This is a genomic window from Flavobacterium degerlachei, assembly GCF_900106645.1.
Lineage (GTDB): Bacteria > Bacteroidota > Bacteroidia > Flavobacteriales > Flavobacteriaceae > Flavobacterium > Flavobacterium degerlachei.
Window position 1 is genome coordinate 98,031 of record NZ_FNMV01000009.1, and the last position, 18,689, is coordinate 116,719.

Sequence of the window (18,689 nt, forward strand, 5' to 3'; positions counted from 1 at the left end):
AAGGCTACTCCCTCAAAAGAGTAGCCTTTTTTTTATTTAAAGAAACTGTTCTATAGCATATATCAAAAGTCCTACTAAACCACCTACTACTGTTCCGTTGATTCGAATGTACTGCAGGTCCTTCCCTATTTCTAATTCGAGTTTATTTGAGATTTCTTCTTTGTCCCAACTTTTAACTGAATTGGCAATTAAATCACCAATTGCTTTTTTATTCCGAATCAAAACCCCTAATAAATCAATTTTTACAAAATCATTAATTTTAGCAATCATAGTAGGGTCATCTTGAATATTTTTTCCAAAATTGCGAATCATAGTAGTCAAACTTACTTTTATTTTCGAGTCAACTCCCCTATCTAAATCAGTTGTAACGGCAGTTTTTAAGTTCTCCCAAATAGAACTTATGTAATCTTGCACTTCTTTCTTCTGCGTAAATTCAATTACTAAAGAATTTACTTTTTGTTGCATTTCAGCTGAGTTCTTTAATTCATCAATAAAATTCACTACATATAAATCAATGCGTTTTCGTATTAAGCTATCCGGTTCCCTAGCTTCGTCGATGAATTCATAAAGTCCATTAAAAATACCATCAGCCAACTTTTTATCCGCAATTCCCATGGTATACCATGGTGTAGATGACTTTACTTTTTCGCGAATAACTTCCTTATTGACTTGCAATTCCTCTGACAAAATGCTAAGCAAATTACTTATTAATTCTTCTTGCTTTTTGCTGTTTGATAAAGATTCCAGCCCCATTGCAACCCATTCTCCAAAATTCATTTCATGCAGTTTAGCTTGAAATTGCGTTTGAATAAATTGTCGTACATCCTCATCATCTACTGTTTTAAGAATCCCTGGAATTAGATTTTCAACCACTAAACCAGCTATTTTAGTAGCATTCTCTTCAGCCGAAAGCCAGGTAGTTGCTTTGACAGCAAAATTAAACTCGTCAATTTTTATTTCTAATTTTTCTTTAATCAAAAACTCATCCGAAACAAAAGCACCTAAATTTTGACCAATAGCATCTTTATTTTGCGGTATTAATGCTGTGTGTGGTATAGGAATTCCTAACGGATGCCTGAATAACGCAACTACTGCAAACCAATCAGCAATACCACCTACCATAGCTGCCTCGCTAAAAGCCTTCAGCCAAGCTATTTTATAATAATGCCCTACAAAAAAGCAAAGTACCGCAAGACCCAAAACTATCAATGCAATACGTTTCATTTTAGCTAACTGACCTACTTTGTCTAGAGCCGATTCATTAGTCACAGCCATGGTGTTTACTTTTTAAATTTTAGGCTAATTTACAGATTAGTTCCTATTAATCTATCACTACTAGAACTCTTCTGAAAGCATAAATTTAAAAAAAAATACTAAAAACCTGCTTTTATTGATAGTATTACTATTATCTTTGCACAAATAAGTATTAAATATGCGAGACCTATTTACAAATATTAAAATCCAAGTCAACGAAAAGATCTATTTAAAAGATCCTGAAACTTCGATATTAGGAAAAAAAATAATTGAAGAAAGCATCCTTTTAATGGACGCGATTGGGTTTGATCATTTTACATTCAAAAAACTAGGAGAAAAAATTAGTTCTAACGAAAGTTCAATTTATCGCTATTTTGAAAATAAGCATAAATTAATGTTATACCTTTCTTCGTGGTATTGGAGCTGGATGGAATATAAGCTATTTTTTGCTACTAACAACATTGAAGATCCATTCGAAAAGCTAAAAAAAGCGATTACAATTGTTACTGAAAAAATCGAAGATGATGAGGCAACAAAACATATCAACGAATCAATTTTAAATAAAATAATAATATCCGAGTTTACAAAAACACTTCAAACAAAAGAAGTAGATGAAGAAAACAAAGAAGGTTTCTTTTTGATATATAAAAGTGTAATCAATAGAATTGTCAATTTAATTATTGAAGTAGATCCTGATTATCCTTTTGCAAAAAGCCTTGCTTCTAATATAATTGAGGGTGCACTGCATCAACATTTTTTAAGAGACCATTTAACTACGATTACCAATTGCAACGAAAACATTAGTCCAACTGATTTTTACATCAATCTCATTACAACAGTTTTAAAAAATAAATAGACAATGACTCCATTAAAAAGATTTTACAATTTATTAGAACTCGACAAAAAAGACATCTCGCAGCTATTCTTTTACGCCATATTTGCTGGATTAGTAAGTTTATCCCTCCCTTTAGGTATTCAAGCCATTATCAATTTCATTCAATCAGGACGTGTCAGTGTATCATGGATTGTGTTGATATTTCTAGTGGTAATGGGAGTTGCACTAGTGGGAATTTTATCCTTAATGCAGCTAAGAATAACAGAGAGTTTACAACAAAAGATATTTGTACGCTCCTCATTTGAATTCGCAGTACGACTACCCAAAATTAAATTTGAAGAATTATACAATACGTACCCGCCAGAATTAGCCAATCGATTTTTTGACACAATCACTATTCAAAAGGGAACTTCTAAGTTATTAATAGACTTTTCTGCAGCCTTATTACAGATTGTTTTTGGTGTGATATTGTTATCACTATACCATCCTTATTTTATTGTATTTGGTATAATGCTAATTATTTTACTTTACTTCATCTTTAAACTATCTTATAAAACGGGTTTAGAAACCAGTTTAAAAGAGTCAAAAAACAAATACAAAGTAGCAGGATGGCTACAAGAAATGGCTCGAAATAATTTCAGTTTTAGAAATCAACTCAATTTTGATTTTGGTCTTCAAAAGAATGACCACTTAGTTACAGAATATCTAAATTACCGAGAGAAACATTTTAACGTTATAAAAAGACAATTTACCCAATTAATTATTTTTAAAGTAATTATCACAGCTAGTTTACTTTCAATTGGAGGTTTTTTAGTTGTTTCACAACAAATGAATATTGGGCAGTTTGTCGCCGCTGAAATTATCATTTTATTAGTAATCAATTCGGTAGAGAAAATTATTCTTGGCTTGGAAACTTTCTATGATGTATTGACATCTGTAGAAAAAATTGGCCAAGTAGCAGATTTAAGTTTGGAAGAAGAATTCGATAACGAAAGTACCAACTATTGCTACGCTGATATCACCTTAGAAACAGAAAAGATACAATTCAAATTTCCGGATTCAAAAAACACCATTCTAAGTGACATCTCATTGAAAATTGATCAAGGCGAACGAATTTTTATTAATGGCGAAAATGGTTCTGGTAAAACAACACTGATTCGAGTATTGTCAGGACTATTAAAACCTACCTCCGGAAGTTTCTATATAAATGACGACACTTTCAAAAAAATTGATTTAAAACAGTACCGTTCGCAAATAGGAAGCATCATTTACGGAGAATCCCCTTTTGAGGGAACTTACTTGGAAAACATAACATTTAACGATAAAAACATTAGCCAAGAGGATTTGAAATGGGCGCTTGACGGCGTACAACTTACTTACTTTATTAAATCTTTACCAAAAAGTCTAGACACTCACATATTCCCTGAAGGAAGACAATTATCCTCTTCGAATGCGCAGAAAATTTTATTGGCACGAAGCATAATTCATAAGCCAAAAATTCTTTTCTACGAAGATCCAACAGATACGATGGATGAAAAAGTGGCTAACGAAATTATTGATTTCATTACCGCCAAAGAACACAAATGGACTATTATCGTTTCTTCAAAAAATCCATATTGGAAAACAAAATGCAATAGGGAAATTATCATGCAAAGTGGACGTATTCAACAAGACTCAAAAAACCTTTAGGTTATGCTAAACATATCTGACAACAATAAAACGAATTCTCCAAGTTTAGAGAAATTTGAAACGATAAAAAATCTGAATGTAAATTCAAATTCGAAGATCCTAAATAGAATTATCGTATCTGTTTGTATTTTAGGCGTACTAATATTATTTCTTCCTTGGACTCAAAACATCTCTGGTTCCGGCTCTGTGACTACTTTAAAACCCAATCAAAGACCACAATCGATACAAAGTGTTATTTCTGGGCGAATAGAAAACTGGTATGTTCAAGAAGGTGATTTTGTAAATAAAGGGGACACCATTCTTTTCATTTCAGAAATAAAAGAGGACTATATGGATCCCAATTTAGTAGCCAACACTAAGAGACAAGTCAGTGCAAAAAAGTCATCATTAGAATCGTATGGTTCAAAAGTAACTGCATTATCTAGTCAAATTCAATCAATAGAAAGCGAAAAAAGGCTAAAACTAGAACAAGCACAGAACAAAATAAAACAATCGCTTTTAAAAATAAAAAGCGACAGCATAGATCTTGTTGCCGTAAAAACACAACTTAAGATTGCGAACACTCAATATGATCGTGCGGTTCAATTGAATAATGAAGGACTGAAACCTTTGACTGATGTTGAAGACAAAAGATTAAAATTACAAGAAGTTGAAGCTAAAATCATCACTCAGGAAAATAAATTCTTAGGTAGCAAAAATGAATATATCAATGCTAAAGTAGAAACAAACCGAATTACTGCTGAATACTCCGAAAAAACATCAAAAGCACAAAGTGACCAATACACTGCTTTGAGTAATCAATATGATACCGAAGCACAAGTAAACAAACTAGAGAATCAATATGCTAATTATAGCATTAGAAACGGAATGTACTATATCAAAGCACCACAAAGCGGTTATGTCAACAGAATTTTACAAGCCGGAATAGGCCAAACTGTAAAAGAAGGAACTCCTATTGTGAGCATCATGCCGGCACAATATGATATTGCTGTGGAAACCTATGTTGACCCCATAGATTTGCCGTTGATCAACAGGGGCGAAAAAGTAAGGGTTTGGTTTGACGGATGGCCCACTATTGTTTTCTCGGGATGGCCAAATGCTTCTTACGGGACTTTTGGAGGTAAAATTGTTGCTATCGAAAATTTCATCAGTGACAACGGAAAATACAGAATATTGATTGCTCCAGATGAAGAGGAAGATGCTTGGCCGAAAAAAATCAGTATTGGCTCGGGTGCCGAAACTATTGCCCTACTTGACACCGTACCAATTTGGTTTGAAGTATGGCGAGTTTTAAATGGGTTTCCACCAAATTACTATAAAACAGACACAAAAACAGCTAAAGAGAAAAAATAATGAAACCACTTCTTATCATTTTACTGTTGTTCGGCTCTCTTGCTTTTGGTCAAGCGCCAAGCGAAAGTCTATCTAAAGAGTTTACTTATAATGAGTTTCTGGGATATGTAAAAAAATACCATCCCTTAGTTAAGAATGCAAATCTGGAAATCAACAAAGCACAGGCTAATCTAATGATGGCTCGTGGTGGTTTTGACCCAAAAATTGAAGTCGATTTTAAAGAAAAACAATTCAAAGACAAAGAATATTATTCGATTTTAAACAGTAGTTTTAAAATCCCAACTTGGTACGGAATCGAAATAAAAGCGGGATTCGACAACAATGAAGGAATCTATTTGAATCCCGAAAACACAGTTCCTAACAAAGGCTTAACCTCATTAGGAATAACAGTTCCTTTAGGGCAAGGTTTATTCATTAATCAAAGAATGGCTGATGTGCGCAAGGCAAAAATCCAAATGAAACTAAGTCAGGCTGAGAGAAAGCTCCAAGCAATAGCCGTTCTATATGATGCATCAATAGCTTACTTTAATTGGAAGAAAACCTTCAATGAAGTGAAATTATATGAAACCTATAATACTAATGCACAAAATAGGTTTAACGGCATCAAATCCTTAATAAAAGCGGGAGACAAACGTGCAATTGACAGTATTGAAGCTGGAATAAGTGTAAAAAGCAGACAGCTAAGTCTTGAAGATTCTAAACTAAAGTTAAACAAAGCTAAATTAGAATTGTCTAATTTTCTCTGGTTAGACAACTCCATTCCGCTTGAGCTTGCTGACGCACTCAGTCCAGAGTCAGATTTAGAGGGAACGATTCAGGAAACATTAAAAACTAATGATTTATTAAACAGCGAATTTACTTTAGAAAGTCATCCGAAAATTAATAGTTTAGAAAATAAGATTGAAATTTTGACTGTTGAAAAAAAATTGAAAGCAAACATGCTTTTACCCAAAATCGATATTGGATACAGCTATTTAGCTGAACCGAGTTATATTGATAACTATCAATTTGAAGATTATAAAATAGGCTTAAACTTTTACTTCCCTCTGTTTTTAAGAAAAGAACGAGGAGGTTTGAAATTAGCCCAATATAAAATCCAAGAAACAGAATACCTTTTAAATTTAGAAAAAGTTCAACTGTCGAATAAAATAAGTGCTCAAAAAACGGAGATTATTTCCCTCGAAAAACAAAATGAAATTATAAAAACATTAGCAAAAGACTATGCCATGATGCTAAAATCAGAGGAGCGACTGTTTTCTTTTGGTGAAAGCTCCCTATTTTTGATAAACAGCAGAGAGACTAGTTTGATCAGTGCGCAACTAGCATCAATTGCTTTAGAAAACAGATATTTCATTTCCAATTCTGAACTTTTTAAAATTATGGCCAATCCTGATTAAATAATTTTAAAATCGTACTTTTGCAAACTGAAAATAACAAATATGATTATAGTAAAATCCCGTGAAGAAATAGAATTAATGCGCGAAAGTGCCTTAATCGTATCGAAAACATTAGGAATGATTGCCTCTGAAATAAAAGAAGGTGTCACCACTCTATATTTAGATAAATTAGCTGAAGAATTCATTCGTGACCATGGAGCTGTTCCTAGTTTCCTTGGTTTATACGGTTTTCCAAACTCATTATGTATGAGTCCTAATGCACAAGTTGTACACGGAATCCCTAATAATACTCCTCTTGAAAGTGGTGACGTAATCTCTGTTGATTGTGGTGCATTTAAAAATGGCTACCATGGAGATCACGCCTATTCTTTTGAAATTGGAGAAGTCGCACCAGAAACAAAAAAATTATTGCAGGTAACCAAAGAGTCTCTTTATGTTGGAATCCGTGAATTTAAAGCCGGAAACCGCGTGGAAGATGTTGGTAATGCGATCCAAAAATACACAGAATCTCATGGTTACGGAGTCGTTCGCGAATTAGTAGGACATGGTCTTGGTCAAAAAATGCACGAAGACCCTGAAATGCCAAACTACGGAAAACGTGGTCGCGGAAAACTTTTCGTTGAAGGAATGGTTGTTGCAATCGAGCCGATGATTAATCTAGGAACTAGAAACATCAAACAGCACAAAGATGGCTGGACAATAACTACTGCTGACAATAAACCAAGTGCTCACTTTGAACACGATGTCGCTTTAATTGATGGTAGACCAGAGATACTTTCTACTTTCGCGTATGTATACAAAGCATTGGGAATTGTAAGTAACGAAGAGGATGAGTTCAGAAAAATACCATTAGTATTGTAATGAAAAAACTTTTTAAACTCGTACTCAATACAATCCCTCGTCCATTACTTATTCGTTTAAGTTATGTGGCTAGACCCGTCTTGGCTTATGCTTTAAAAGGGGATAAATTTACCGATCCTATAGACGGAAAAAGCTTTAAATCATTCTTGCCTTATGGTTACGGAACACAACGTAACAATGTGCTTTCGCCAAGTACACTTTCGTTAGAAAGACATCGTTTATTATGGTTGTACCTCAACGAAAAAACTGATTTTTTTCAATCTGAACTCGTTTCAGATTCAACAGTTTCCAATACTAAAAGAATAAAATTAAGAGATGCTGAAATGAATTCAGCACTAAAAGTATTGCATTTTGCTCCTGAACAAGCATTTTATAAATTGTTTAGAAATCAGAAGAATCTTGATTACACAACAACGGATTTATTTTCGCCTTTGGCAGATGTAAAAGCTGATATTTGTGACTTGCCTTTTGAAGACAATCAGTATGATGTTATTTTGTGTAATCACGTTTTAGAGCACATTCCGGATGACACTAAAGCCATGCAAGAATTGTATCGTGTATTAAAACCAGGCGGAATGGCCATTTTGCAAATTCCGCAAGATTTATCTCGAGCAGTAACTTTTGCCGATAACACCATAACAGACCAAAAAAAGCGTGCTGAAATTTTTGGACAATACGATCATGTCCGTATTTATGGCCGTGACTATTTTGATAAATTAAGAGGCATTGGTTTTAAAGTAATCGAAGAAGACTACACTAATAAAATCGCCCCTGAATTAGTAGAAAAATATTGTTTGGCAAAAGGAGAAATCATCCCTGTTTGCTTTAAATAAATAAAAAAAATGCCCGCTAAAATCAAATTTTAGCGGGCATTTACATTTTAAAAACAATTTGTTATTTCTGAACTTCTGGCAATAGCATTGCAACTACTTTATCTTTAGTTAGATATTTTTTAGCAATAGCTTGAATATCCTTAGCAGTAACGTTATTGATTGCTTCTTCCACTTGAAAAACTCTATTAGGACTTTTTCCGTCAATATAAGACTGAGTAAAATTACTCAACCAGAATTTATTTTCCTTAATATCCTTTTTATAGTCAAGTAACTCGGCTTCTTTAAATTTAGCCACATCCTTTTCATCAGGACCGTTATCAATTATTTTTTGCAATTCTTTTAAAGCAGAGGCCGTTAATTTTTCAGCATTTTCTGGGCCACAAGGAAAACCTATTCTAAAATTAAAAGAACCGTTTGGCACCTTAGTCATGCTTCCACGAGCGCTTACACCATATACACCAGCTTCATTTTCTCTTAATTCTTCAATTAATTTAATGGTTAATACTTCGCCTAATGCTTGCATAGTTAATGCATCTTTGTCTGAGTAAACAGCGTCTCCATAATACATAATAGAAACTGTACTTTTAGGATCAGTCCCCTTATTGATTACTTTTTTCAAATCTCCTTTTAGCATTCTGTACCCTAAATCAGTTACAACATCCTTTTTCTTAGTTGATGGTAATGATGCAATATATTTAGCCGAAAAAGCCTCCATAACTTTATCATCTACGTTCCCAACAAAGAAGAATTCAAAGTCTCCAGCATTAGCAAAACGCTCTTTGTATTTTTTATAAGCCAATGGATAATCCGTTTGTGCCCAGGTTTTATCTGTAGGAACAATTCCGTTAAACCTTGGATCTTCCTTCATCAAATAAGCATACAATTCTTGTTGGAAAAAGAACGAAGGTTGTGAAGCCATGTTTTTATAAAATGCAGATTGCTTTTGTTTGAACCCTTCATAAGCTTCTGGATCTAAATTCAAATCTGTAAAATAAGCATAGGTGCTTTGGAACAAATATTCTAAATCTTTAGGAGTAGATCTACCTCTTAATCCTTCAGTAATACTACTGATATAAGGATTTACCGAAGCGATCTTACCCGACATGAATTTATTAATGTCATTTAGTGACAAACCAGAGAAACCGGCTTCAGCCAATGCTCCATTAGCAAATTGAGTTTTGATTATTTCGTCATTAGAGTAGGTATTGGTTCCTCCAAAACTTACTGCGTCCATAAGGATTTCGTCATTTTTGAAGTCCGTTTTTTTGTACTTCACTTTTGCTCCATTAGAAAGAAACAATGTAGTTAATCCTAGTTTAGCATCCGTTTCCTTCTTTAAAATTGACCCTGGCTTCACTTCATTTCGAAGTAAACTATTTACCGCTTTAGAGTCTTCGTAGGCTGTAATTTCATTAGCATTTATTTTTAAAGCCTCTAACACTTGCTGCTCTGTAACCTTAACTAATCCTTCCTTTTCAGGACCAGTAATAATAACAACTCTATTATCCTCTTTTACTAGGTCCTTCATATATGTGGCAACATCAGCCAGTGAAATTGATGGCAATAACTCTTTTGTTGTTTTAAATTCCCATTCAATACCAGGAGCAGGTTCTTGCTCTAAAAACTCTGATTGAAATTGCGCTACAAATTTATCAGAATCTGTTTTATCACGATCATTATATTGTTTCTCATATTGCGCCAAAACCTCAGATTTAGCTCTTGCTAACTCCCCTTCAGTAAATCCGTACTTTTTAGCACGTTCATTTTCAACTGTTAAAACTTTAAGAGCTGAAAGTTGTTTGTCCTCTTGAACAACTGCAAAGGATTGATAAGCCTCTTTAGTTCTTGCATAAGTCCCTCCGTGATAAGAATAGCCATAAGTAAAAGGTGGCGTTGCTGAATTGACTAACTCACTTAATCTATTATTAATCATCGTAGCAAATAAACCTTCAGTTATATTATTCTTATAATCCCCAATAGTTTTCATTTTTTTTGGAGATCCATAATCCTTGTATAGTAATCGAACCATTGTATAAGGTGCTTCTTTGTCACTTTCAACGGCTACAAAAGTTTCTTTATGATTAGGCACTTCAAATATTTTTCGTTCCTTCTCATTTGCTGGATTTTTATACTTATAGAAATGTTCTTTCACTTTTTTCTCCATTGCAGCAACATCTATATCACCTACCACAATAACACTAATCAAATCTGGTCTGTACCAGTCTTTATAGAAGCTTACAATTTTATCGTATTTAAATTTCTCTAAAATTTCTTTTTCTCCTATTGGCAAACGATCTGCATAATGAGAGTTGTACATCATTTTTGGCAAATAGCGACTAAGCATCCTTTTGTCTGCTCCAAGACCCAATCGATACTCTTCAAGAACAACTCCTCTTTCTTTTTCTATTTCTTCAGGAGTTAAATCAGCATTAAAAGCCCAATCTTCAATAATATTAAAGCCGTTCTCTAATTTCTCTGGACTATCAGAAGGTATAGGAAGGAAGTAAACGGTTTCGTCAAAACTAGTGTACGCATTAAGATGTTGTCCAAACTTCACACCTATACTTTGCAAATAATCGACTAATTTATTTTTCGGGAAACGTTTCGTACCATTAAAATTCATGTGCTCCATAAAATGCGCCAATCCTCTTTGATCGTCATTTTCTAGAATAGATCCTGCATTAACAACTAATCGTAAGTCGACTTTGTTTTCAGGTTTGGCATTTTTCTTGATGTAATAGGTTAATCCATTTTCAAGAACACCTGTTTTTACAGAGGGATCTACAGGAATTTTTTTAGAAAGGTCAATGTCTTGAGCAAAGATTGCTGAAGAACAAAATAGTAAGCCAATGGTTACTTTAGAAAATTGTTTCATATACGTTGGTTTATTTTTAAATAAAACTAGTCATAAAAAACAGAAAATCAGATTATAACTAAGAATAATTTAACATTTTCCTTACAATAAATAACGATTGCAATTTCAATATAGATCTATTAATTTTAACTATTAATTACTATATTTAACGCTTTTAAGCACTTCATTTAAATGAAAAAATTACTTACAATACTACTTCTGTCTACCTTCCATATTTTATTTTCCCAAGTAGAAAACGAATTGGCTCCACCATTTAACATCAAAACCATTTCCTTTATTCAGAACAATCAAAATGTGATTCCAATATTCCAATTGGGTAGCGGATTCCAATTGCAATTTGACGACTTATTTGGCAATGAAGCGGATTACTATTACGAAATCATACATTGTGATTACAATTGGATTCCATCAGAAATTCCTAAAAGTGAATACCTTTTGGGTTTTGACAACCAAAGAATTCAAAATTACAACAACTCTTTCAACACCTTACAAATCTACTCTCATTACACCTTGTCTTTTCCCAATCAGTTCACACAACAATTGCTGATTAGCGGAAACTACATGCTTAAAATTTTAAATGACAGCAAAGAGGTAGTTTTCTCTAGAAAATTCATCTTGTACGAAGATTTGGTAACAGTACCAATACAAGTAAAGCGAGCCCGAACGGTAAGTAATTTAGAAACCAAGCAAAACCTAGAATTTACCGTCCAATCAAGTACGATTACTTTTCAAAACCCAAATAAAAACCTAAAAGTGTTACTTTTTCAAAACGGAAAGTTCAATAACGCCATCAAAAATGTGTTGCCACAATACACAATAGGGAATGATTTAATTTACAAATACGACACCGAAACCCAATTTTGGGCTGGAAATGAATTTTTATATTTTGAAAACAAAGACATTAGAGCTGCCAACAATAATGTGTCAAAAGTGGATGCTAGTACGGAAATATACAACTGTTATTTGTTCACCAACAATGCCCGCGCCAATTTCCCATACTCCGTTTTTGAAGACGTTAACGGCAACTTTGTAGTACGCAATTTAAACGCTGACAACAGTGAGATCGAAGCCGATTATGCTTGGGTATACTTTAGTCTTTCAGCACCCACTTATAGAGAGAACAAAGAACTCTATATTAACGGAATGTTTAATAATTATAGCCGAGAACCTGAATTCAAAATGGACTACAATTCTAAAAAAGGGATTTATGAAAAGGCCCTTTTGATAAAACAAGGATTTACGAATTTCGAATATGTCATTTCTGACAGTAAGGGAATCATCGATAATGAAAATGCGATTGACGGAAATTTTTATCAAACGGAAAATGACTATTCCGTTTTGGTTTACTATCGTGAAAATACAGATCGCTATTATAGGGTTATAGGCAAAGGAACTGCCAACTCTTTAAATATCATTAATTAAAAAAACATTCGGAAAAACGGCAAAACAAAATCAAAAAATTGTAATTTTGTTGTTATTACACACATATTTAATACTTTATTATGGTTTCTCAAATAACAAGAGGCATAAAAATTTCGGTGTTGACTAGTTTTGAAGGTACTTACTTCAAGAACTATAAGATTCACTTTGCCTTTAGTTACCAGATCACCATAGAAAACCACAGTAAGGATTCCGTTCAATTGACTTCTAGGCATTGGGAAATTTTCGACTCTCTAAACAACATAGAGATTGTTGATGGCGAAGGAATAATCGGAAAAAAACCAGTTTTAAAACCAGGAGAACTTCATACTTATAGTTCAGGCTGCTTATTATCATCTCCTTATGGTGCCATGAAGGGCTATTTTAACATGATTAATTTCACGAGTACAAAAAACTTCAAAGTTTTCGTACCTACTTTTAAATTATGTGCCCCATTTGCGTTGAATTAACGTTTACTACTGAAGATATTCCTTTTTCTTATACTAAATTTATCAAAATTTTAAATTATCCTTTGTACTTTTGTGCTGCAATAAATTATTCGCAACAATTACAGTAATTTATTTATTTTTAATTGTCTAATCTTATCTGTGTTCACAGATTAACAAATTACAATATCATGCTAAAAGGATTTTTTCACGTACCAAAAGCGGTAAACGAACCAGTAAAAGGGTATGCACCAAATTCACCTGAAAAAGCAGCCGTACAAGCAGCTTATACTAAAATGTGGAATTCTAAAATTGACGTACCTCTATATATCGGAAGCGAAGAAATTAGAACTGGAAATACAAAAACAATGTCGGCTCCTCACGACCATAAACATGTCGTAGGAACATACCATCTTGCTGAGAAATCACATGTTGAGAAAGCTATTGCAAATGCATTAGAATCTAGAACTGCATGGGCTAACATGGCTTGGGAACAACGGGCAGCTATTTTTCTTAAAGCAGCTGAATTAATCGCAGGACCATACAGAGCAAGAATAAATGCCGCAACAATGATTGCGCAATCTAAAAATGTTCATCAAGCAGAAATTGACGCTTCATGTGAGCTAATTGACTTTTTACGTTTCAACGTAGAATTCATGACTCAAATATATGGAGACCAACCAACATCTACTTCAGATATGTGGAACCGTTTAGAGTACAGACCTCTTGAAGGATTTGTATATGCGATCACGCCGTTTAACTTTACAGCTATCGCTGCTAATCTACCTGCTAGTGCTGCAATGATGGGTAACGTTGTTGTTTGGAAACCAAGTGACAGCCAAGTATTCTCGGCACAAATCATTATCGAAGTGTTCAAAGAAGCAGGAGTTCCTGATGGAGTTATCAATGTAGTTTTTGGAGATGCGCAAATGATTACCGATACTGTTCTTGCAAGTCGTGATTTTGCTGGATTGCACTTTACAGGATCAACTCATGTATTTAAAGATATCTGGGCAAAAATTGGAACTAACATTCACCACTACAAAACCTACCCAAGAATCGTAGGGGAAACAGGTGGAAAAGATTTTATTATAGCGCATTCAAGTGCTAACCCAAAACAAGTTTCTACAGGAATAGTTCGTGGTGCTTTCGAATTTCAAGGTCAAAAATGTTCAGCAGCTTCAAGAGCTTACGTACCACAAAGTATGTGGCCAGCTGTAAAAGAGCAAATTATTACTGATGTAAAATCAATGAAAATGGGTTCACCAGAAGATTTCGGTAATTTTATTACTGCCGTTATTCATGAAGGTTCATTTGACAAATTAGCTAGTTTTATTGACCAAGCTAAAAAAGACACTGACGCTGAAATCATCGTTGGAGGAAACTACGACAAATCAGTAGGATACTTTATTGAGCCTACAGTTATTGTAACGACTAACCCTCATTACTCAACTATGGCAACTGAATTGTTCGGACCAGTTATGACTATTTTCGTTTACGAAGATGCTAAATGGGAAGAAACTCTTGAGTTAGTAGATACTACATCTGAATATGCATTAACAGGAGCTGTATTTAGCCAAGATCGTTATGCTATTGAAGTAGCTACAGTAAAATTACAAAACGCTGCAGGTAACTTCTATATCAATGATAAACCAACAGGTGCTGTCGTAGGACAACAACCATTTGGTGGAGCAAGAGCTTCAGGAACGAATGACAAAGCGGGTTCTCCATTGAACTTATTGCGTTGGGCTTCTCCTAGAACAATCAAAGAAACTTTTGTAACTCCAACAGATTACAGATACCCATTTTTGGGAGAGTAATTTTCTAAGTAACAAAGTCTCTGAGTAACAAAGATGCAAAGCTTTAGTACTTATGAAACCATAAAAAAGCCGAATCTAAAATTTAGATTCGGCTTTTTCTTTTGAATTCAACTAGTTGACTATTGTATAAACTTCAACGGCAAATGCACTACTTTCTTAGTTTCAAAGAATTCGTCTTCGAAGAAATCAGCTAGATTGTATTCTGTTGCTTTTGGGAAATCCTTCAATTCTTCCGTCAAATCTCCACCTTTAAGATACAGAATTCCGTTTTTAAGTTGGTGCTTGTTATTTTTCTTGATTTTTGTTTTAACCCAAGAAACGAAATCAGGCATATTGGTCACCGCACGACTCACGATGAAATCAAAATCCCCTTTTACGTTTTCGGCACGTAATTGTTCTGCTTTGACGTTTTTCAGCTCTAAGGCTTCGGCGACAGCCTGAACTACTTTTATTTTCTTACCAATTATATCTATCAGAAAAAAACGAGTCTCGGGAAAAAGAATCGCCAATGGGATTCCAGGAAATCCACCACCAGTACCTACATCCAAGACAAAAGTCCCAGGTTCAAATTTTATTATTTTAGCAATTCCTAATGAATGTAAAATATGCTTTGTATATAAGGCGTCAATATCTTTTCTAGAAATGACATTAATTTTTTCATTCCAATCGTGGTACAAAGCGTCCAATTTTACGAACTGCTCTTTTTGAATATCGGTTAAATAAGGAAAATGCTTAATAATCTCGTCCATCGTTCTATTTTTTTAACAAAAGTACTATTTTTAACTCTTAAATATTTAACTCAATTTAGCAGAGTTAAAATTTATAATAATTATCTTTGGAACTTATTACAATTACATATGAATAATACGGCACCTACATTTGCAAGGCAAGATAAACTGAAGTTTTTCAGAACACTTAACTCACGGGTAAACAACTACTTCAAAGAAAATAACATTCAAAAAACAGGAAACTGGAGGCTTTATTTAAAAACGATTATCCTTATAACCGTTTTTCTAGCTCCCTATTTTTTAATTTTAACTCTTGACATGCCTTTTTGGGCACATATCTTATTGACCATTGTTATGGGTATAGGAATGGCTGGAGTAGGAATGAATGTGATGCATGACGGAAATCATGGTTCATACTCAAACAAAAGCTGGGTAAATAAATTCATGGGAGGAACGATTTACGTTTTGGCAGGAAATGTACATAACTGGCAAGTACAACATAATGTGTTACACCATACCTATACTAATATACCAGGTCATGACGAAGATCTTGATGCAGGAAGAATCATTCGCTTTACAAAAGATGCAAAATGGCATAATTTTCACCGTTTTCAACAATATTACTCTGTATTTTTATATGGATTACTTACTTTTAATTGGGCATTAACAACTGATTTTAAGCAAATGAAAAGTTATCTAAAACGAAAACTGTCTTATGGAGAAGCTAAAAGCCCTAAGATTCTTTGGACAACATTAATAATCACAAAAATTATCTATGTAGCAATCTGGATTGTATTGCCAATTGTTATTGGTATCACTTGGTGGAAAGTATTAATCGGGTTCTTTATCATGCACTATACAGCCGGATTGATTTTGAGCATCGTATTCCAATTAGCACATGTTGTTGAAGAAACAACTAATCCATCACCAAATGAATTAGGAGAAATGGATAATACTTGGGCAATTCACCAATTATTTACAACTACTAATTTTGCTCCAAAAAATGCTATTGTAAACTGGTACACAGGAGGATTAAACCACCAAATCGAACACCATATTTTCCCTAACATCAGTCATGTACATTACGGAAAAATCGCGAAAATCGTAAAAGAAACAGCACAAGAATGCAATTTGCCGTATTATGAATACAAAACGATGCGAAGCGCTGTTATCGCCCATTTCAAACATTTGAAAGAATTGGGAATGAAACCGGAACTGACATAAACATAAAACACATTGACTGTAAAGACGCACTGCTGTGCGTCTCTGCAAAAAAACTAATCAATAACTACCCTAACTATTCAAATTTAGGGCATCAACACTACTTTAATGAATCCACTTTCAGACAGAATTAACAATCTAGCGACTTCACAAACATTAGCAATGGCTGCTTTGGCTAGAGAATTAAAAGCACAAGGAAAAGACATCATCAGTTTAAGTTTAGGGGAACCTGACTTTAATACACCTGACTTCATCAAAGAGGCAGCAAAAAAGGCGATTGACGAAAACTATAGCACCTATTCTCCTGTAGAAGGATATGGTGAATTAAAAGATGCAATTTGCCGAAAATTTAAAAGAGACAATAATCTAGACTACAAACCATCGCAAATCGTGGTTTCAACTGGAGCAAAACAATCATTATACAACATTGCGCAAGTAATGCTAAATGATGGTGATGAAGTAATTTTACCTGCACCATACTGGGTTTCTTATTTCGAAATCGTAAAACTTTCTGGAGGAATTCCTGTAGAAGTTCCTACTTCTATCGAAAGTGATTTCAAAATCACACCAGAACAATTAGAAGCAGCTATCACACCAAAAACAAAAATGATGTGGTTCAGTACACCTTGTAACCCATCAGGATCTGTTTACAACCGTGAGGAGCTAACTGCATTAGCTAAAGTATTAGAAAAACATCCACATGTATACGTTGTTGCTGATGAAATCTATGAGTACATCAATTTCTCAGGGACTTTTTGCAGTATTGCATCTATCCCAGGAATGTTAGAAAAAACGATTACTGTAAACGGAGTTGCCAAAGCTTTCGCGATGACAGGATGGAGAATTGGTTACATAGGAGCACCTGAATTTATTGCAAAAGCATGTACTAAAATCCAAGGTCAAGTGACTTCAGGAGCTAACAGTATTGCGCAGCGCGCTACTATTACTGCCGTAGATGCTGATCCAAGTGTTCTTAAACATATGGTTGATGCTTTCCATAGCCGTAGAGATTTAGTTGTGGGATTGCTAAAAGAAATCCCAGGAGTAAAAATCAACGTTCCAGAAGGAGCATTTTATGTATTCCCTGACGTTTCTTCTTTCTTTGGAAAAACATTAAAAGGAACCGAAATCAATAACGCAATGGATTTATCTATGTATCTTTTGGCCGAAGCTAACGTAGCAACGGTAACGGGTGATGCTTTTGGAAACCCAGACTGTATTCGTTTCTCTTACGCAACTAGCGACGACATTTTAAAAGAAGCTTTAAAAAGAATTAAAGACGCATTGGCACTATAGTCTAAAGTCTTAAATCCAGTTTAAAATAAACACATAAATACCTCAGGAAATTTTCTTGAGGTATTTTTTTTGGCGTGTTCGCCGCGGCGAATCGGGCTTTACGTTGCAATCTTTCTATTTTTTAAAGAAAAAAAATAGAAAGGATTTCCACTGCACACGAGCGATAGCGAACTGGCGAAGCAATCCCTCACGCGGATTGGGTATTGAACATAAATTATTTTATTAAAAATCACATACAATTATATTCTACTTTTAAAGATTGAAATCGATTTTTAAATATCTTTACGAGACTTAAAAACACACTAAAAACAATCCTTTTCTATATTATGCTATTCAGTTGCCGAGAATATCATTGAAACTAATCTAATTAATACCTTTTTAATATGGACGAATTTAGAAGAATCATTAACATGCTCCTTGAATTTCATATTGAACAATTAGAAAACATAGGAGCCGAAAAAGAATATCCATCAGTAGAACTCAAACGTTGTCAATACACCATCGACAAACTTGGCTTATTCAATTCACAAATTACGAATGCAATCGAGTTACACTTTGGAGAAAAAGAATTAACCAACTCCGAAATAGATATTATTAAAGAAGCTTTTGGTGAATTTTGTTTTGCTGGAATGCCAAAAATAAATTACTCAAAACTTCAGTAA

General features: G+C 34.0%; 15 protein-coding genes. 12 read left to right on the forward strand and 3 right to left on the reverse strand.

Features of this window, described 5'->3' with window-relative positions; translation table 11 throughout:
- Positions 1-36 precede the first annotated feature (36 nt).
- The gene (locus BLV91_RS10455; protein ID WP_091432803.1) at positions 37-1,275 is read right to left on the reverse strand and encodes a DUF445 domain-containing protein; all 1,239 of its coding nucleotides are present in this window, start codon (positions 1,273-1,275) and stop codon (positions 37-39) included.
- Between the two features lie 157 nt (positions 1,276-1,432).
- Between BLV91_RS10455 and BLV91_RS10460 the strand changes: the two genes are divergently transcribed.
- The 6 genes from BLV91_RS10460 to BLV91_RS10485 are packed head-to-tail and all read left to right on the forward strand — an operon-like array spanning position 1,433 to position 8,222.
- The gene (locus tag BLV91_RS10460) at positions 1,433-2,110 is read left to right on the forward strand and encodes a TetR/AcrR family transcriptional regulator (protein WP_091432807.1); all 678 of its coding nucleotides are present in this window, start codon (positions 1,433-1,435) and stop codon (positions 2,108-2,110) included.
- Between the two features lie 3 nt (positions 2,111-2,113).
- Positions 2,114-3,778 (forward strand): peptidase domain-containing ABC transporter, encoded by a 1,665-nt coding sequence (locus BLV91_RS10465; RefSeq protein ID WP_091432810.1) that lies wholly within the window; start codon positions 2,114-2,116, stop codon positions 3,776-3,778.
- A gap of 3 nt (positions 3,779-3,781) precedes the next feature.
- Complete coding sequence (locus tag BLV91_RS10470; RefSeq protein WP_091432812.1) at positions 3,782-5,131, forward strand: HlyD family secretion protein; 1,350 nt, start codon at positions 3,782-3,784, stop codon at positions 5,129-5,131.
- A complete protein-coding gene (locus BLV91_RS10475) occupies positions 5,131-6,528 on the forward strand; it encodes a TolC family protein (protein ID WP_091432815.1) in 1,398 nt (465 codons plus the stop codon). Before BLV91_RS10470 ends, BLV91_RS10475 begins: the two co-directional genes overlap by 1 nt.
- A gap of 42 nt (positions 6,529-6,570) precedes the next feature.
- Complete coding sequence (gene map, locus BLV91_RS10480; protein ID WP_091432818.1) at positions 6,571-7,389, forward strand: type I methionyl aminopeptidase; 819 nt, start codon at positions 6,571-6,573, stop codon at positions 7,387-7,389.
- Positions 7,389-8,222, forward strand: coding sequence for a class I SAM-dependent methyltransferase (locus BLV91_RS10485; RefSeq protein ID WP_091432821.1), 834 nt, complete (start codon positions 7,389-7,391; stop codon positions 8,220-8,222). The genes map and BLV91_RS10485 overlap by 1 nt, the downstream gene beginning before the upstream one ends.
- Positions 8,223-8,283: 61 nt before the next feature.
- Here BLV91_RS10485 and BLV91_RS10490 read toward each other — a convergent pair whose 3' ends face one another.
- Positions 8,284-11,097: a M16 family metallopeptidase gene (locus tag BLV91_RS10490; protein WP_091432824.1), complete on the reverse strand. Its 2,814-nt coding sequence runs from the start codon at positions 11,095-11,097 to the stop codon at positions 8,284-8,286.
- Between the two features lie 171 nt (positions 11,098-11,268).
- On the opposite strand from BLV91_RS10490, the gene BLV91_RS10495 reads away from it, so the two are divergent.
- The 3 genes from BLV91_RS10495 to pruA all read left to right on the forward strand — a co-directional run bounded on the left by BLV91_RS10495 (position 11,269) and on the right by pruA (position 14,782).
- Entirely contained in the window at positions 11,269-12,519 is a 1,251-nt protein-coding gene (locus BLV91_RS10495; RefSeq protein ID WP_091432826.1) for a type IX secretion system plug protein, read from the forward strand.
- Between the two features lie 80 nt (positions 12,520-12,599).
- Entirely contained in the window at positions 12,600-12,986 is a 387-nt protein-coding gene (gene apaG, locus BLV91_RS10500; protein ID WP_091432830.1) for a Co2+/Mg2+ efflux protein ApaG, read from the forward strand.
- A 167-nt stretch (positions 12,987-13,153) separates the two neighbouring features.
- Positions 13,154-14,782 carry an L-glutamate gamma-semialdehyde dehydrogenase gene (gene pruA, locus BLV91_RS10505; RefSeq protein WP_091432833.1) on the forward strand — a complete coding sequence of 543 codons (1,629 nt, stop codon included), beginning with the start codon at positions 13,154-13,156 and terminating at the stop codon, positions 14,780-14,782.
- A gap of 119 nt (positions 14,783-14,901) precedes the next feature.
- Here pruA and rsmG read toward each other — a convergent pair whose 3' ends face one another.
- A complete protein-coding gene (rsmG, locus tag BLV91_RS10510; protein ID WP_091432838.1) occupies positions 14,902-15,531 on the reverse strand; it encodes a 16S rRNA (guanine(527)-N(7))-methyltransferase RsmG in 630 nt (209 codons plus the stop codon).
- Between the two features lie 108 nt (positions 15,532-15,639).
- Between rsmG and BLV91_RS10515 the strand changes: the two genes are divergently transcribed.
- The 3 genes from BLV91_RS10515 to BLV91_RS10525 all read left to right on the forward strand — a co-directional run bounded on the left by BLV91_RS10515 (position 15,640) and on the right by BLV91_RS10525 (position 18,689).
- Positions 15,640-16,734, forward strand: a complete 1,095-nt coding sequence (locus tag BLV91_RS10515) for a fatty acid desaturase family protein (RefSeq protein ID WP_091433076.1) — start codon at positions 15,640-15,642, stop codon at positions 16,732-16,734.
- 105 nt (positions 16,735-16,839) lie between these two features.
- Entirely contained in the window at positions 16,840-18,027 is a 1,188-nt protein-coding gene (locus BLV91_RS10520) for a pyridoxal phosphate-dependent aminotransferase (RefSeq protein WP_091432841.1), read from the forward strand.
- A gap of 383 nt (positions 18,028-18,410) precedes the next feature.
- The gene (locus tag BLV91_RS10525; protein WP_091432844.1) at positions 18,411-18,689 is read left to right on the forward strand and encodes a hypothetical protein; all 279 of its coding nucleotides are present in this window, start codon (positions 18,411-18,413) and stop codon (positions 18,687-18,689) included.

What these genes read in the sequence shown, in the direction of transcription:
- BLV91_RS10455 (WP_091432803.1), bottom strand. Translation starts at nt 1,275, where the DNA reads ATGGCTGTGACTAATGAATCGGCTCTAGACAAAGTAGGTCAGTTAGCT.
- BLV91_RS10460 (WP_091432807.1), top strand. Translation starts at nt 1,433, where the DNA reads ATGCGAGACCTATTTACAAATATTAAAATCCAAGTCAACGAAAAGATC.
- BLV91_RS10465 (WP_091432810.1), top strand. Translation starts at nt 2,114, where the DNA reads ATGACTCCATTAAAAAGATTTTACAATTTATTAGAACTCGACAAAAAA.
- BLV91_RS10470 (WP_091432812.1), top strand. Translation starts at nt 3,782, where the DNA reads ATGCTAAACATATCTGACAACAATAAAACGAATTCTCCAAGTTTAGAG.
- BLV91_RS10475 (WP_091432815.1), top strand. Translation starts at nt 5,131, where the DNA reads ATGAAACCACTTCTTATCATTTTACTGTTGTTCGGCTCTCTTGCTTTT.
- map (WP_091432818.1), top strand. Translation starts at nt 6,571, where the DNA reads ATGATTATAGTAAAATCCCGTGAAGAAATAGAATTAATGCGCGAAAGT.
- BLV91_RS10485 (WP_091432821.1), top strand. Translation starts at nt 7,389, where the DNA reads ATGAAAAAACTTTTTAAACTCGTACTCAATACAATCCCTCGTCCATTA.
- BLV91_RS10490 (WP_091432824.1), bottom strand. Translation starts at nt 11,097, where the DNA reads ATGAAACAATTTTCTAAAGTAACCATTGGCTTACTATTTTGTTCTTCA.
- BLV91_RS10495 (WP_091432826.1), top strand. Translation starts at nt 11,269, where the DNA reads ATGAAAAAATTACTTACAATACTACTTCTGTCTACCTTCCATATTTTA.
- apaG (WP_091432830.1), top strand. Translation starts at nt 12,600, where the DNA reads ATGGTTTCTCAAATAACAAGAGGCATAAAAATTTCGGTGTTGACTAGT.
- pruA (WP_091432833.1), top strand. Translation starts at nt 13,154, where the DNA reads ATGCTAAAAGGATTTTTTCACGTACCAAAAGCGGTAAACGAACCAGTA.
- rsmG (WP_091432838.1), bottom strand. Translation starts at nt 15,531, where the DNA reads ATGGACGAGATTATTAAGCATTTTCCTTATTTAACCGATATTCAAAAA.
- BLV91_RS10515 (WP_091433076.1), top strand. Translation starts at nt 15,640, where the DNA reads ATGAATAATACGGCACCTACATTTGCAAGGCAAGATAAACTGAAGTTT.
- BLV91_RS10520 (WP_091432841.1), top strand. Translation starts at nt 16,840, where the DNA reads ATGAATCCACTTTCAGACAGAATTAACAATCTAGCGACTTCACAAACA.
- BLV91_RS10525 (WP_091432844.1), top strand. Translation starts at nt 18,411, where the DNA reads ATGGACGAATTTAGAAGAATCATTAACATGCTCCTTGAATTTCATATT.